We start from the raw sequence: 14,367 nt of genomic DNA, 5'->3' as shown, positions 1-14,367 counted from the left end.
CCTCTCTGTGTGTATTTGTTTGCATGAAAAAAGAATGGTGGCGCTTGTGGCGACTGGCTATCTCAAGGGGACGATTTTATTTATTTTATAGTGTTCGCGTGGCAAGCGCAATCTCAATATGAAGGGGCGGCTTTTTCAGGCTGGCGTAAGGAAAATCGGAAACTGGCGATACCGGAACCAGAATGAATGTGGGGGGGCAAGCTCTTCTATTCAAGTGCATATTGATCTGATTTGAGTAAAAAACCGTTGAGAGTGGTCGTCTGGAGCGAACGAAATTTGCCTGTCTTTTATGGCCTGTTTTTCGGTGGGGCAGGGTTTACAAACACACGTCTATAGACATGTCGCTGTGATTTGATCCGGATGTGAGGTGTATAGAATAGCGACAGCCGCAGAGCATTCGCAAACCCGCTTTTAAGGTGGCTCACCTTGCCGCCGGAGTTGTTCATGGGCTGAATCCTTCCGGTTAAGGTCAACGGCTGAGTTGAATTCTGCCCATCTACAGCTCATGCCCTTGCGACGCACTGTGCGTTTTCTTGCACTTCACGCGAATGCGGACGCGAGGTGTTTGGAATAGCGACAGCCGCAGAGCATTCGCAAACCCGCTTTCAAGGTGGCGCCACCTTGCCGCCGGAGGCATCGTTTATTGTATGTTTTATTTTTGCTTCGTCCCTTATCTTTCTAAAGGGCGTCCCCATGAATCTTCCGTGTTTCCCATGTCCGTTCTAAAAAGGCCAGGTACTGTGTTTTGGTCAGTCTTGGGGAAAAGCCTTCGATGATGGTTTTCCCCTTTTTGGCGTCGTCCCAGAGCAGGTCGATAAGGGTTCCGGCCAGGGCCTTGGCAGGGAAGAGGATGGCGGTTTCCTTGTCGGCGACGGTGAAATTTCGGGTGTGTATGTTGCCGGAAACCCCGCCGGTGAAGGGGTGAAGGCAGGGGATGAGGTGTGCGAGGTCGCCCATGTCAAAGGAGCCTGCAAACTCGGCGCCTTCGATGAGACGGTTTTCGCAGAAGGGGCGGGCATTTTCTTTAAAGAGGGTGTCGAGCTCCGGCGTGGTGAGAAGCGGCAGGTAACCCGGCAAGTTCTCGATGGTGACTGAGGCTCCCACGGCCATGGCGCCGGCGGCGATGGCACGGTCTACTTTTTTTGAAGCGTCCTGCATGCCGTGGAGGGTGCGTCCGCGGACGTGGCTCTCCATGCGGACATCGGCGGGGACGACGTTGACGATATCGCCGCCTTTGGTGAGGATGGGGTGGACGCGGATGTGGTCCTCGTCCTGAAAGGTTTCCCGTTGGGCGTGGATGTTGTTCATGGTGAGCATGGCGGCGTTGAGGGCGTTGACGCCCTCATGGGGGGCGGCACCCGCGTGGGCCTCTTTGCCGATGAACCGAATCTCTTTGCCGATAAAACCGTTGCCGGTGGCTCCGATGACGGCGGCGGGGCCGGGGCCGAGGTCCAGGGCATGGATCATCATGGCGATGTCTGTGGTGTCGAAAAGACCTTTTTGAATCATCTCCTGTTTGCCACCGTACCAGGTTATTTTTCCCTCTTTTTTAAGACGGGCCCGGAAATCCATCTCCACGAACTCTTCGGCGGGGACGGCCATGAAGTTCACGCTGCCACCCAGGAAGGGAAAGGCGTTGGCGCGCTGAAGGCCCAGGGCGATGCCCACCATGGCCGCGATCTGCAGGTGATGTCCGCAGGCGTGGACGGCCCCGGTCTGCGGGTCGGCGTCCGGGTGATCGGGACAGACGATGGCATCAAGTTCGCCGAGGACGGAGACAGTGGGGCCGGGCCGGGATGTCAGAGAGCGTGCGATCACCCCAGTGACGGCGATATTTTGTTCCACCTGAAAGCCTAACTCAGTCAAGAGTTGCGCGACCGTTTGCGTGCCGAAATGTTCCCGGTAGCCGAGCTCGGGGTGGGTGTAAAGGGCCTCTCCGAGGGCAAAAAGGGTCTCTTTTTCTGCGTCAATGGCCTCGAACACTGCTTTTTTCATCTGGTCGCGGGTCATGGGGCTCCTTTGCGGGGTTATGAATAAGAAGCGTGCCTGCTATGGCAACGGCGCAGGCGGGGTTATGCGCTGACAAAGGCTGCCATATTTTATAACGCGAAGAGGCGGAAAAACAGGCTTTTATCAGCCCTTGACTGCAGGGGGTGCCGTTCCGATTTGGTAGATCGCAAAGAGCATGATCGTGGCGCTGAACCACTGGATCGGAGAGAGGACGTTTCCGTTGAAGATGTAGTCGAAGAGGATACTGGAGATGGGAAAGAGAAGTTCGCAGATGGTGGCCACCCCGGCTGAGATGTGTCTCAGGCCGTAATAGTAGAGGAGAATGGCGCCGCTTCCGGTCGTCAGGCCGATGATGCAGAAGAAGACCCAGTTGGTTTGGGTGGTGACGGCGACCTGGGAGAGGGTCCCGGTTGCGAGGACGAAAACCAGCATGATCAGAGTCGTTAAGCCGTATCGGAAAAAAAGAGCCGTCTGAAACGGGAGCAGCCCTAAGATGCGTTTGCCGAAGACGGTGGCGCTGCCGAAGGAGAAGGCTGCCAGAAGCGCGAAGAGGGCTGCGGGCAGCATTTTACCGTTGTGGGCAAGGGTGGGGACATTGAATTCAAAGGTGAGAAAATACCCGCCGATGATGGCAATGATACTCCAGAGAAGAAAGTATTTGCTTAAGCGTTCCTTCAAGACAACTCGGGCCAGGAGAATGGCAAAGACGGGTTGCAGCTTTTGTAACAGCGCCACCACGGTCAGGTGCTTGAACTCCACCAGAAAGAGGGCCTTTACGATGGCTATGGTGCCGATGGCTCCCCCGAAAAGGGCCACGAGAAAGAGAAAGGTGAGATCGCTGGGCCGCATCTTTTTAATCCAGGCATATTCCCGGAAAAGGATGGGCTGCATGACAGCAAAGGGCAGGGCATGGAGCATGAACACGACATAGATCACGTTCAGGTTGAAGAGGCGCGGGGTAAGCACGACTGCGTCAAATCCCCACATCATGGCTGCCATAGCCACAAAATATGCTCCGATTTTTTGACTCAATGCCGACATGGAAAATCACTTTCAAATTTAGAGCCTCGATTCAAACGAATTGTTTGATATGAGGTCGCCTGATTTTTTTACACTCGTCTTATGGAGTGGTGGCACTGTGTCAAACCTCCCGGGGGAGGTCAAGGGTTTTGCCCCCATGAGGGCTGGATGTTCCCTGCCCGTCTACTTTTTCCGCTTCAGAGCCCCCAGGGCCATGGCCACCTGTTCCCTCCAAAGTCCCGGGGAGAGGTCCCATCGCTGCAGGTCCCCAGGCTCGGGGTCTCCCTGCATGGCGGATTTCAGGCGACGAACATCGCTGTGGTCGTAAAGCCAGGAGCTGTAGGAGCTGTCTTCCAGAAAGGTTGAGGGGGTGGCGTCCGGGTTTTCGCGCATCAGTTCAAGAAGGTGATCGTAGTTTCGGGCGTTCATAAAACCTCAAAAAAATCGGGTATAAGGTGAAGGGCAAAGGGCAAGAACGTTTTCTTGTAACTATTCAGACAGTGCCTCCGGCGGCCCTGCCGGGGACCAAACTTTTGAAAAGTTTGATAAACAGGATTTTTGCATGATTTCAAGATTACACTACAATCAAAGGCGGATGTGATTTGCCCGAGGAACGAGGGACAAAGCGCATCCGCAAGCAGCTTTCAAGGTGGCACACCTTGCCGCCGGAGGCTGCTTTTTAAGAGCTGAACAATTACGTTTTTTTTATACTGTCTCGGCCACAATCTCCACCGAGCCGACGTACTCCTGCACGGCGGTGGAGGTGAGATGGAAGAGGCGTGCGCCGTTGAGGGTGACAAAGGCGTTGTCCGGGCTTCCACAGAGAGAGGCGAACTTGGGGCCCACGGCCTGCACCGGCTCGCCGGAACCGGCCTCTTCCATGGCGGCAAGGTAGGTGTTGAGGCGCTCTTTAAGGGCCTCGAAGTAGTCGACCTCCGCCCCGGTGGTGAGGTGCAGGGTCTCGGAAAGGTTTTTGGAAAATTCCCGGATAATCAGCCAGAAATTTTCAGCCAGGGTCTCCTTTTCGGGTTTTCCATCCATGTAAACGTTGATGGCCCATCCGGCGCTGATGATTTTAAGGAGTTGGAGTTCGTACTCCACGGTCACCAGGTTAACGGTGTCATCGGCCGGGAGGGTGGCCAGGAGCTGCTTGATGTCCTCCCGATCCACGGCAAAGGCTGCCAGATTTTCACACATGGTTGAAAGGGTGACGTCGCGTTTTTCTGCTGTGGCCATGGGGGCTCCTTTATTCCGCATCGGCCAGTACCACGGCCCGGACAGGGGCGGGGTAGCCTTCCACGGTTTGGGTGGGGTCGTTGGGATCCAGGAACATCTCCAGGGATTCGGTGTTGACCCAGTCTGTTTTCCGCTGCTCGGCAAGGGTGGTGGGGGAGACGTCCACGCAGCGGATGTTGGTAAAACCAGCCCGCGTTAGCCAGTTGGCGAGGCAGGGGACGGTGGGGATGAAAAAGACGTTTCGCATTTTTGCGTAACGGTCCACGGGAAAAAGAGCGGTTTCGGAGTCCCCCTCAATGATGAGGGTTTCCATGACCAACTCCCCGCCAGGGCGCAGGCAGGCGTGGATCTCTTTCAGGGTGTCGATGGGTGATTTGCGGTGGTAGATCACCCCCATGCAGAAGATCGTGTCAAAGAACGCTTTGAGGACGGGCATCTCTTCCATTTTTGCGGGGATGAAGTAGAGACCGGGGATCTGCAGGTACTTTTGAAGTGCCTGGTACTGGAAATAAAACAGGATCTGGGGGTCGATGCCCAGGACCATCTCTGGCTGGTGGGCCGCCATGCGGAACATGTAGTATCCGGAGCTGGCGCCGATGTCCAGAATGCGTCGCCCTTCAAGGGAGGCGATGTGGGGGGCCAGGCGATCCCATTTGACGTCGGAGTTCCATTCGGTATCGATGTCGACGCCAAAGAGGCCGTAGGGGCCTTTGCGCCAGGGCCGGAGATCCTTAAGCCCCTGATGAAGGGCCTCGATCTCTGCGGGGTCGTGATCGTCTCGAGGCAGAACACTGACACGCCTTCCCGTGATGTCGATGTCGGCCCCGTGCATCTCGGGGAGGTTCTCCACCAGGGTGTGGAATTTTTTTTCATTGCCGAAATCGCGTCCTACCAGGGCTTTTTTCTCTTCAATCAGGGCGGTGAGCTCTTTCTGGACAGGGTCCAGGCCCAATCGGTTCAGGTCATGTAACAGGGCGTCCATCTTATTTCTTTTCCTCGTCTTTCATGCAGATAAAGCTGGTGAAGTTGAACCACTTCTGCCAGATGTCCACCTGGGTAAAGCCTGCGGCGTTGAATCGTGCTGTATGGGATTGCACGGTTTCGGGCACCAGCACGTTCTCCAGGGCGTCTCTTTTCTGACTGATCTCCAGGTTAGAGTACCCGTTTTCCCCTTTAAATCGGTAGTAGAACTCCTGCTGAAGTGCGGAGAGGCTCTCCATTTCGTGCACCACTTTTTCGGTGATGAGAAGAATGCCGCCGGGGATGAGGGCCTCGTGGATGCGGGCCACAAGGGTGTCCCGCTCCGCCATGGGGAGGAACTGCAGGGTCAGATTCAGGACCACCACCGAGGCGGGCTCCATGGCCAGCTCCTGGATATGGGCTTGAACCAACTCGATCTGATCGCCTGAGGGGTGGTTGTCAAGGCGTTCCTGATAGATTTGCAGCATGGGTGCCGAGTTGTCCACGGCCACCATGTGAAGGGGGTGTTTGCCCATCTCATTTAAGAGGCGCATGCCGAAATTGCCGTTGGAACATCCCAGATCGATGACCGCTGTGCCTTCCTTATAAAAACGCGCGGCGAGTTGGGCCTGCCGCTTGACCGTCTCCCGATAGAGGGGGACGGAGCGGTGAATCATGTCATTAAAAACTCCGGCCACATTTTCATTGAATTCAAAGGGCGGTACGGAGGGCAGTTTTTTTGAGTAAATTTTATCCTGGCTCATATTCTCATGTGATCCTTGGTGCATCAGACGCGTGAAATCCTCGGGAGAGGGTGAAACCGGCATGTACGGTGTGGCGTAAATTCCCATTAACAGTTGAAAAAAAAGGGAAACCCATTCATGATGGAAAACCGCACCAGCCATTTATTACCAATCGCAAGGCGGGTGTCAAGGGGATTTCAGCCTGATCCATCCCCCCTTGCGTACCGCGGCATCCGTCTGTGTGTTCTTTGTTTGGGGGTTTTTACAAGAAACCGAAACCGGGAGAGACCATGCATATCTGGCATCAGGCCGTGACCCTTGAAGAGGTGAAACCCATTGTGGAGGTGGCGATGCTCCATCATTTGGGGATTGAACTGGTGGCCCTGGGAGATGACTGGCTGAAAGGGCGTATGCCCGTCAACGAGAAAACAAAACAGCCGGCCGGGCTCCTTCATGGCGGCGCTACCTGCGTGCTGGGGGAATCCCTGGCCAGCATCGCCTCCGCCCTTTGCGTTGATCTGACAAGCCATGGCGTGGTGGGAACCGAAATCAGTGCCAGTCACATTCGAAGCGCCAAGGACGGGTGGGTCTACGGCACGTGCAGACCTTTTCACCTGGGGCGGCGCAATCACGTCTGGGATGTGCGCATCACCGATGAGAAGGAGAAGCTCATCTCCGTCGTCCGCATGACCGCGGCCATCCTGGCCTATTGATCTCACGAAGTGGCCGGTAATTTGCAACGGCTACAATCAACGGAGTCCTTATGGTGCGCATGAAACGCGTGAGATTACGGATCAGCGGTGGGGTGCAGGGGGTCGCCTTTCGGTATCATACCGTGGATGCCGCCCAGCGATTTGGGGTGACCGGCTGGGTTCGGAATGTCCCTGACGGGACGGTGGAGGTTCTGGCCGAAGGGGAGACCGCCGCTGTGGATGAGTTTGCTTTCTGGTGCCGGATGGGTCCGCGTATGGCACGGGTTGAGGACGTGAAGGTCAAGGTGGAAGCCTATGGGAACAGTTTTGACGGGTTTGAGGTGTGGGGATGAGCGGTTGGATTCTTAGAGCTTGAGTCTGCTGCTGGGGTTGGTATAGTAGCGTCCAACATGGACCCATGTTTTGTTTTAATCTGCAGAGCCGTGCTTTACGGCCGAGACCTTCAACCCCCTTTTATTGAGAATCACGCCTCATGTCATTTTCTTCCCTTGGACTCTCTGCTCCACTGCTTCGTGCCGTTAACGACGAGGGGTATTCGGCCCCTTTTCCCATTCAGGCCCAGGCGATCCCTGCGGTGCTTTCCGGCCGGGATGTCATGGCCGCGGCCCAAACCGGCACGGGCAAAACCGCCAGTTACACCCTTCCCATGCTTCAGCGTCTTGCAACCGGCCCCAGGGCCCGAGCGAATCATATTCGTGCCCTGGTGCTGACGCCGACCCGTGAGCTGGCGATACAGGTTGCCGGGAACGTCGCGGTTTATGGCCGTCATCTCTCCCTGACGTCGGGCCTCGTTTACGGCGGGGTCAAGATTAATCCTCAGATGATGAGATTGCGCAGAGGCATCGATGTCCTGGTGGCGACTCCGGGGCGGTTGCTGGATCTTTTTTCTAAAAACGCCGTCACGTTTTCGCAGGTGGAGATCCTCGTTCTCGATGAAGCGGATCGTATGCTGGATATGGGGTTTCTTAAGGATATCTATAAGTTGATGGCCCTGTTGCCGAAAAAGCGGCAGAATCTTCTTTTTTCTGCCACCTTCTCAGAGGAGATCCGCCAGCTTACCGATACCTTCCTTGAGGCCCCGGTGATGATTGAGGTGAGTCCCCGAAATACCTCGGCGCAGAGCGTGAAACAGTGGGCCTACGAAGTGGATAAGGGCAGGAAGGGGGCCTTGCTCAGCCACCTGATCCGTACCCATGGCTGGGCGCAGGTGCTGGTTTTTACCCGCACCAAAAAGGGGGCCGACCGCCTGGTGCGAGACCTGGGTGAGGACGGGGTGCTGGCTGTGGCGATTCACGGCGACAAGAGTCAGGGGCAGCGCAGTCGCGCTTTGGCTGATTTTAAGGCGAACAAGAGCCGGGTCCTGGTCGCGACCGACCTGGCTGCGCGTGGCCTGGATATCAACGAATTGCCCCGGGTGATCAATTTTGAGTTGCCGAAAGTCTCTGAAAATTACATTCACCGCATCGGGCGTACCGGGCGCGCCGGCCTGGAAGGGGAGGGGATCTCTCTGGTCAGCGCCGATGAGGTCACACTCCTGTCCGCCATTGAGAGCCTGATCCGCCAGACCCTGGTGCGTGAGGTCGATCCTGATTTTGTCCCCACATTTAAAGTGCCCCTCACCCGTCAGGTGAACGTGCGCCCCAAGAAGCCCAAAAAGCCGAAAAAAAAAGGGAACTCTTCAGCTTGTGCCTCCGGCGGCCCTGCCGGGGACTAAACTTTTGAAAAGTTTAACAAACAGGTTTTAAATACATATTCCAGATTTACGTCGACCCAAATGCGGGTGTGATTTGACCCAAGGACTCCGCCTTCGCCCGTGCTTGTGTGTCATCATGACAACCCGCGTCGGTGGGCTACGGCGCGACAAGCAATCCGTCTTCGGCTGCGGCTTCGCCGTGACAAGGGGGCAAAGCGCATTCGCAAGCAGCTTTCAAGGTGGCACACCTTGCCGCCGGAGGCTGCTTTTCCTGAGCTGAATAGTTATTTTTTTTTGTTTTGGAATTGAACCAAAAAACCGGGTTCTCCCTTATGGGAGACCCGGTTTTTTGTGTTTTGCGATGGCTGATCTTGCATAGCGCCTATTGTGTGGGGGATGGCGCCGTGGGTCGTTTCGTCTGCATCGGTTGCGGTCGGGGCGGATGCGCTGTGCCTAAGATTTAGAGGGAACGAAGCGCATCCGCCGGAGGCCTTTTTTGTTTTAATGAATGGAAATTTCCTTGCCTTCCGGTTCTGTGGCGTTGGGGATCGTGATGTGCAGAACCCCGTTTTTGAATTCTGCCTCGATGTGATCCACATCGGTTTTAGGCGAGAGCCTGAACGCCCGCTCAAAGCGTCCGGAGAAGCGTTCGCGTCGGTAGATATTTTTCTTTTCGCTCTCTTCCTCGGCTTTTCGCTCGCCTTTCAGGGTAAGAATTCCCTCCTCGGTGCGGATGGAAATGTCTTCTTTTTCAATGCCGGGGAGATCAGCCTTGATGATCACGTTCCCCTCCTCTTCGTAGATGTCCACCTCCGGGCTCCAGCACTTTGCAGGGTTTGCGGGAAGGCGATTTGCGTCGGTAAAAAAGTCGTCAAAAAGGCGGTTGATTCGGCTGTTAACGGACGGGGCGGTTACAAAGGGGTTAAATCTGACACGTTCCATGATGAGGCCTCCATATGTGTTGTTGAGTGTGTTGTTTCTTTTGTCTGAAACAAAAATAGTCATGATCTTTATTGTGTCAATTAAAAAATATGATATTTTTGTATCATTACGTAAAACAAATAATAAAATAAAGTAATGAGAATGACGAATGGGCTTATCTTTGATATAGAAAGGAGAGGAGGTCATATGAAAAAAAAGAACGATCCAATAAATATAATGGCAGGCCCCGGCGGTGCATCGTTGCGGGATCTCATGGGCAAACAGTCGGTGCGGGCCACCTTTCGCATCTCATCACGGGCCATTGAGTCCATGGCCGTGGTGGCGGAACATTTCGGGATTAAGCAGAAATCCCTTTTTGATCATCTGGTGGAGGATGTGGACACGCTCAACGCAATTGCCGGAAAGTTGACCGCCGATGCCATGAAAGAGGTCCCGAGGGTGCAGAAGACCTTTGTGATCAGCCGCCGGACCCTGGATTCCCTGGAGCTGGTGTCCCGGCAGTTTGGCGCTCCCAGAGACGCCCTGGTGGAGTTTTCCATCCAGCGGTTGGGGGAGCTTATTGATGGCGAGCGCAAGCGCCATGCCATCCGAAAGGCCTTGTTAAAAAGGGTTGAGGAGAGAAAAGAGCTTTTTTACCTGAGTCTCTCTGAGTCGGCTCAGGCGTTGGGGGAGGCGGATCCCTTTGTGGAGCGTCTGGCCCATATTTGCGGCACCCTGGAACACACGGTGGACGATTTGAAAGCCCTGGTCAAACGGGGTGAGGGACTGGAAGGGTTATGATGGAACGTCGTCTTGATCAGACGCAGGCAGGGGTCCGCCCTTTTGCCTTGGATTATGAGGGGTTTCGTGACGCCATGGTGGCACGGCTGGGGCTTGATCGGTACGCATCGGCGGAGCTTTATTCCATGGTGATCCGCACCGGATCAGTGGACCTTGCCGCCCTGACGCGGCTTCCCGACCGGGACGGTTTGGCCGAGGCCATCAGGGGGACCCTGGTTTTTCCCGAGCCTGAGCTGGTCACCGTCAAAGAGGCGGAGGGCGTGGTGAAATTCACCGCCCGCCTTCACGATGGGCATGAAGTGGAATCGGTGGTGCTTCCCATGATGAACCATTATACCCTTTGTGTCTCCTCTCAGGTGGGATGCAAGAGGGGCTGCGTTTTCTGCACCACCGCGAAAATGGGTTTTGTCCGGGATCTCACACCGGTTGAGATTATCGATCAGCTTTATCTGGCTCGTCACCGGTTGAACTATCCCATCCAGAATATCGTTTTCATGGGGATGGGAGAGCCCCTGGACAACTTTGATGCCGTCGCCGATGCCGTTGCCATCATGAGCGATCAGAGGGGGTTTGATATCCCTTTGAGGCGGATTACCGTCTCCACCGTGGGGAGTGTCGAGGGCATTGAAACGCTGGCCGGTTCCGATATCTCGGGCGTGAATCTTGCCGTCTCCATTAACGGCGCCACCAATGAGGTGCGTTCGTCCCTGATGCCCGTGAATCGCAAGACTCCCTTGGAGCGTCTTGTGAAAACCCTGGCAAGGTTTCCTTTTGCCCGAAAAGGGGCTCTTTTTGCTGAGTACATCGTCATCGAAGGGGTGAATGACAGCCTCGAGGATGCAGAGGCACTGGTGGCGATCCTTTCCCCTCTTTCTGTTCGTTACAACCTGATTGGCTTTAACGCGGGCCCCGGAGCCCCCTTCCCTTCCACCTGCCAGGGCGCTGTGGAGCGTTTTCGTGACCTGCTGATCGCCAGGGGTGCTTACGTGCGCATCCGGGCCTCTAAAGGGCGTGATCTTGTGGCAGGCTGCGGGCAGCTGGGGAAGAAACATGTGCCGTCGCAGTGACCTGAGAATCGTATACAAAATAATGTGTACCCAAAAGCGATGCCTTTTACGCCTGAACTTTATCCCCACGATACAGAGGCCCTGCCCAGGGGCAGGCCCTCGGAGGAACATATCATGAAACGAATCGGAGCCCACGTGAGTGCGGCGGGTGGCGTGGAGAACGCACCGTTGAACGCAGCGGCCATCGGAGCCACGGCTTTTGCCGTGTTTACGAAGAATCAGCGGCAGTGGAAGGCCAAGCCCCTGACGGAACAAAGTATTTCGGCGTTTCGGACGAATTGCGAGGCCCACGGTTTTTTACCGGCGCACATTCTTCCCCACGACAGTTACCTGATCAACCTGGGGCACCCGGAGGCCGAGGGGCTGGCCAAGTCCAGGGAAGCCTTTGTCGATGAGATGATCCGGGTGCGTCAGCTGGGGTTGGATCGATTGAACTTTCATCCCGGCAGTCACCTGAAAAAGCAGGATGAGGCGACCTGCATCGCCCGGATTGCCGAGTCCATCAATATGGCTCACCAGGAGGTGGCAGGCGTCTGCGCCGTGATTGAGAACACGGCGGGGCAGGGGACCAATATGGGGTATCGTTTTGAGCATTTGAGGGACATCATAGCTCAGGTGGAGGACAAAAGCCGGGTGGGGGTCTGCCTTGACACCTGCCATACCTTTACGTCTGGGTATGATCTTCGAACCGTGGAGGCCTGCAATGAAACGTTCGCCCGGTTTGAGGCGGTGGTGGGATTTCCGTATCTCAAGGGCATGCATTTGAATGACGCCAAGCCGGAGCTGGGAAAACGAGTGGATCGCCATGCCTCGCTGGGGAAGGGACAGCTGGGGATGGCGGTGTTTCGTTGTGTGATGAACGACCCGAGATTCGAAGAGATTCCCATGGTTCTGGAAACACCGGATTCCAGTCTCTGGGAGGAGGAATTAGTCCTTCTTAAATCACTATGTTAAAAAGTATTTCATAAAATCATACGACTCAAAAGGCACCGTTACTCCTTTCACAACAAAAAATGAAGTTTTTTGGGGGCCGTCACAGGAGGGTGACATGCAGAAGTGTTCACCAGAAACGGGCCATGGCACAGGACAATGGAAAAAGTCGAAGATCGCCGTATTCAGGGCGTCTCAAGAGTTAGTATACCTCGAATAAGCCAACAAATGCTATGCAGAATTCTTGAAGTGTTTCTTAATACAGACCATTCTGAAGGGTGAAAAATTTTACCGGAAGTTAAAAAAAACTGTACAGCCTCGTTTGGTTTTAGTAATATCCCGCCTTTGGTTAAGGGTTGTTGTTTTGACTGTTGAAGGAAAGAGGTTGGAAATTATGATGACTAAATTGTGTTCCAAGTGTGGAGAGGAGAAGCCGGTAAACGAATATTATCGGCAGAAAGGCGGGAAAGACGGGCTTCGTGCAGCATGTAAAAAATGCTTCATCAAAGCAAATACGGAGTACAGGGCTCGCAGCAGCGATAAACTTCGTATGGGGTCAAAAGAGTATTTTCGAAATCTTAAAAAAGTCAAAGCAAGTTATGATTACGAGACCGTTTATTGATCTCGTGACGCTTTGAAAGCATGAAAAAGCATGGCAGCCCATGGGATGCGCAATCCTTTGGCCAGTCCCATGGGCATGCTGTTATGAATGGCCTTGATGCCTGTGTTTCCTTATTCGGAGACAAGGTGTTCGGGTTGGTTTGAACGGGCGGTTTCGAGTGTTTGCCTCTCGCCTGTCTCTTTTCTGCTTTTCTGCGGGCTTTCTCTCCGTTGAGGAGAGACGTGCGCCCACGTCCCCCTATCGTCTTTCGACGTCCAATGAACCTTCTGTCATTAGATCCTGTCTTTATTTGCGTTGCAGTTTCTCACGGCCTGTCCGTCTTAGCCCGGATATTTCACGAGTCGAGAACGGTGAATTACATTTTGCATTTTTGAAATGTCTATGTCTTTTTCGGCAACCAGCTGTAATAACGGATTATCTTCTTACTCAGGTCGTTTTCTCATGAAATATTCGGGTTAGTAGACGTCTCGGATTCCTTCATAGGTCAGGAGCTCCGGGGGTCTTCCGGCCGTGGATTTTACCTTCTTCTCTTTCAGGCTTCGGATCGTGTAGTGGGTCCTGATCATCTTTCGGAAATTGGCCGGGTCAATGGGCTTTTCCAGCACCGCTTCATAGATGCACCGCAACTCCGTCCAGGTGAACCGGTTTTCCAGGAGGGCGAAGGCGATAGGGGTGTAGGATATTTTCCCTTTGATTCGATCGTAAAAATCGCGGAGCAATGCCTGATGGAACGGCGACATAGAGGGTTTTTCGGTGTGTGTGATCTCTCGAAGGGAGAACCATGCGTCTGCCTGATGGGCCATGGCGTTTTCCGAGACCAGGGCAAAATAGCTGGTCACGAGATGCCGTGCCCCGTCGTATGTTTTCAATTGTTCCATCCAGGTGTTTTTCAGGCCGGTCATGGCCTCCAGGATATGGGTGGCACACGCTTCAAGGGCGCCGCCATCGGAGGGGGTGAAGGGCAGGAAGGGGAGGGCTCGAAAGTCAGGCTTACCGGGTTTTGGGGGCAGCAGGACCTTTATTTCTCCTTGTGAAAAGGCGGCAATGACCATCTCCACCGAGACCGTGGGCAGGGGGCAGGTGGTTTTAACGTTGTAGATGCTCGGATCGCTTCCGGCCTGGGTGGCGTGCCACTCTCCGCCTTTGGCAAGGGGAGGGAGTGCTTCGTCATGGGGCATCCCATCCATCAGCCGGGCGTAGGGCGTGGAGAAGTATTTGCCGTAGATGTCCGAATCGTCGATGTGGAGTTCAATGCCGTTTCTCCGGCAGTATTCTGCCTTTGAACGGCTCCAGATGCGGTTGTCCATGTAGGGATTGCCGTCGATGTACGTGACCTCGGTGCCCTCTTTTTTGTGGTAGGTGGTCACGGAAAAGAGGTGGGTCCAGGAGAGGCCCAGTTGATCTTTCAGATAGAGTTCCAGGGCTCGGGTGTGTTCGGCTCCTGTGATGATGTGTACTTCATGGCCCTGGCTCACGAGTTCCCGGCTTACCTTGGAAAAGAAGTCGGGAAAGGTGTCGGCCACCCCATGGACATCAATACCCAGCTTGATGATTTCATCCTTTTGTTTCATGTTTGGTTCACAGCTTTAGTGGAAGGGGCGGAGGAAGCCGCCGTTGTTTATTAAGGGCCCAGGATTAAAGGAGCCCTGGT

15 protein-coding genes are annotated in these 14,367 nt (G+C 54.6%); 7 read left to right on the top strand and 8 right to left on the bottom strand.

Features of this window, described 5'->3' with window-relative positions; translation table 11 throughout:
* Positions 1-678: 678 nt before the first annotated feature.
* The 6 genes from Q1Q75_RS08055 to cmoA all read right to left on the bottom strand — a co-directional run bounded on the left by Q1Q75_RS08055 (position 679) and on the right by cmoA (position 5,990).
* Positions 679-2,010, bottom strand: a complete 1,332-nt coding sequence (locus Q1Q75_RS08055; RefSeq protein WP_300669060.1) for an amidohydrolase — start codon at positions 2,008-2,010, stop codon at positions 679-681.
* A gap of 123 nt (positions 2,011-2,133) precedes the next feature.
* The gene (locus Q1Q75_RS08050) at positions 2,134-3,051 is read right to left on the bottom strand and encodes a DMT family transporter (RefSeq protein ID WP_300669058.1); all 918 of its coding nucleotides are present in this window, start codon (positions 3,049-3,051) and stop codon (positions 2,134-2,136) included.
* A 162-nt stretch (positions 3,052-3,213) separates the two neighbouring features.
* Entirely contained in the window at positions 3,214-3,459 is a 246-nt protein-coding gene (locus tag Q1Q75_RS08045) for a hypothetical protein (protein WP_300669055.1), read from the bottom strand.
* 276 nt (positions 3,460-3,735) lie between these two features.
* Positions 3,736-4,266, bottom strand: a complete 531-nt coding sequence (locus tag Q1Q75_RS08040; RefSeq protein ID WP_300669053.1) for a hypothetical protein — start codon at positions 4,264-4,266, stop codon at positions 3,736-3,738.
* A gap of 10 nt (positions 4,267-4,276) precedes the next feature.
* A complete protein-coding gene (gene cmoB, locus Q1Q75_RS08035) occupies positions 4,277-5,248 on the bottom strand; it encodes a tRNA 5-methoxyuridine(34)/uridine 5-oxyacetic acid(34) synthase CmoB (protein WP_300669050.1) in 972 nt (323 codons plus the stop codon).
* A 1-nt stretch (position 5,249) separates the two neighbouring features.
* Positions 5,250-5,990, bottom strand: coding sequence for a carboxy-S-adenosyl-L-methionine synthase CmoA (gene cmoA / locus Q1Q75_RS08030; protein ID WP_300669048.1), 741 nt, complete (start codon positions 5,988-5,990; stop codon positions 5,250-5,252).
* A gap of 269 nt (positions 5,991-6,259) precedes the next feature.
* Here cmoA and Q1Q75_RS08025 point away from each other — a divergent pair, with 269 nt between their 5' ends.
* From Q1Q75_RS08025 to Q1Q75_RS08015, 3 genes are all read left to right on the top strand, one after another.
* On the top strand, positions 6,260-6,682 hold the full coding sequence (locus Q1Q75_RS08025; protein WP_300669045.1) for a hotdog fold thioesterase: 423 nt from the start codon (positions 6,260-6,262) through the stop codon (positions 6,680-6,682).
* Positions 6,683-6,741: 59 nt separating this feature from the next.
* Positions 6,742-7,014 carry an acylphosphatase gene (locus Q1Q75_RS08020; RefSeq protein WP_300669042.1) on the top strand — a complete coding sequence of 91 codons (273 nt, stop codon included), beginning with the start codon at positions 6,742-6,744 and terminating at the stop codon, positions 7,012-7,014.
* A gap of 140 nt (positions 7,015-7,154) precedes the next feature.
* A complete protein-coding gene (locus Q1Q75_RS08015) occupies positions 7,155-8,396 on the top strand; it encodes a DEAD/DEAH box helicase (RefSeq protein ID WP_300669039.1) in 1,242 nt (413 codons plus the stop codon).
* Between the two features lie 480 nt (positions 8,397-8,876).
* On the opposite strand, the gene Q1Q75_RS08010 is transcribed toward Q1Q75_RS08015, so the two are convergent.
* Complete coding sequence (locus Q1Q75_RS08010) at positions 8,877-9,317, bottom strand: Hsp20/alpha crystallin family protein (RefSeq protein ID WP_300669037.1); 441 nt, start codon at positions 9,315-9,317, stop codon at positions 8,877-8,879.
* Positions 9,318-9,503: 186 nt separating this feature from the next.
* On the opposite strand from Q1Q75_RS08010, the gene Q1Q75_RS08005 reads away from it, so the two are divergent.
* From Q1Q75_RS08005 to Q1Q75_RS07990, 4 genes are all read left to right on the top strand, one after another.
* Positions 9,504-10,097, top strand: coding sequence for a hypothetical protein (locus tag Q1Q75_RS08005; protein WP_300669034.1), 594 nt, complete (start codon positions 9,504-9,506; stop codon positions 10,095-10,097).
* Positions 10,094-11,164, top strand: coding sequence for a 23S rRNA (adenine(2503)-C(2))-methyltransferase RlmN (gene rlmN, locus Q1Q75_RS08000; RefSeq protein WP_300669031.1), 1,071 nt, complete (start codon positions 10,094-10,096; stop codon positions 11,162-11,164). The genes Q1Q75_RS08005 and rlmN overlap by 4 nt, the downstream gene beginning before the upstream one ends.
* A gap of 114 nt (positions 11,165-11,278) precedes the next feature.
* A complete protein-coding gene (nfo, locus tag Q1Q75_RS07995; protein ID WP_300669028.1) occupies positions 11,279-12,118 on the top strand; it encodes a deoxyribonuclease IV in 840 nt (279 codons plus the stop codon).
* A gap of 370 nt (positions 12,119-12,488) precedes the next feature.
* Positions 12,489-12,716 carry a hypothetical protein gene (locus Q1Q75_RS07990; RefSeq protein ID WP_300669026.1) on the top strand — a complete coding sequence of 76 codons (228 nt, stop codon included), beginning with the start codon at positions 12,489-12,491 and terminating at the stop codon, positions 12,714-12,716.
* A 455-nt stretch (positions 12,717-13,171) separates the two neighbouring features.
* Here the strand turns inward: Q1Q75_RS07990 and Q1Q75_RS07985 are convergent, their stop codons facing one another.
* Positions 13,172-14,287, bottom strand: a complete 1,116-nt coding sequence (locus Q1Q75_RS07985) for a hypothetical protein (protein WP_300669024.1) — start codon at positions 14,285-14,287, stop codon at positions 13,172-13,174.
* Positions 14,288-14,367: the final 80 nt, after the last annotated feature.

Origin of the sequence: Desulfoluna sp., assembly GCF_030145185.1 — a bacterium.
Taxonomy (GTDB): Bacteria; Desulfobacterota; Desulfobacteria; order Desulfobacterales; family Desulfolunaceae; genus Desulfoluna.
Note: the sequence above shows the minus strand (reverse complement) of the source record. Positions and strands in the feature narration are given on the sequence as shown.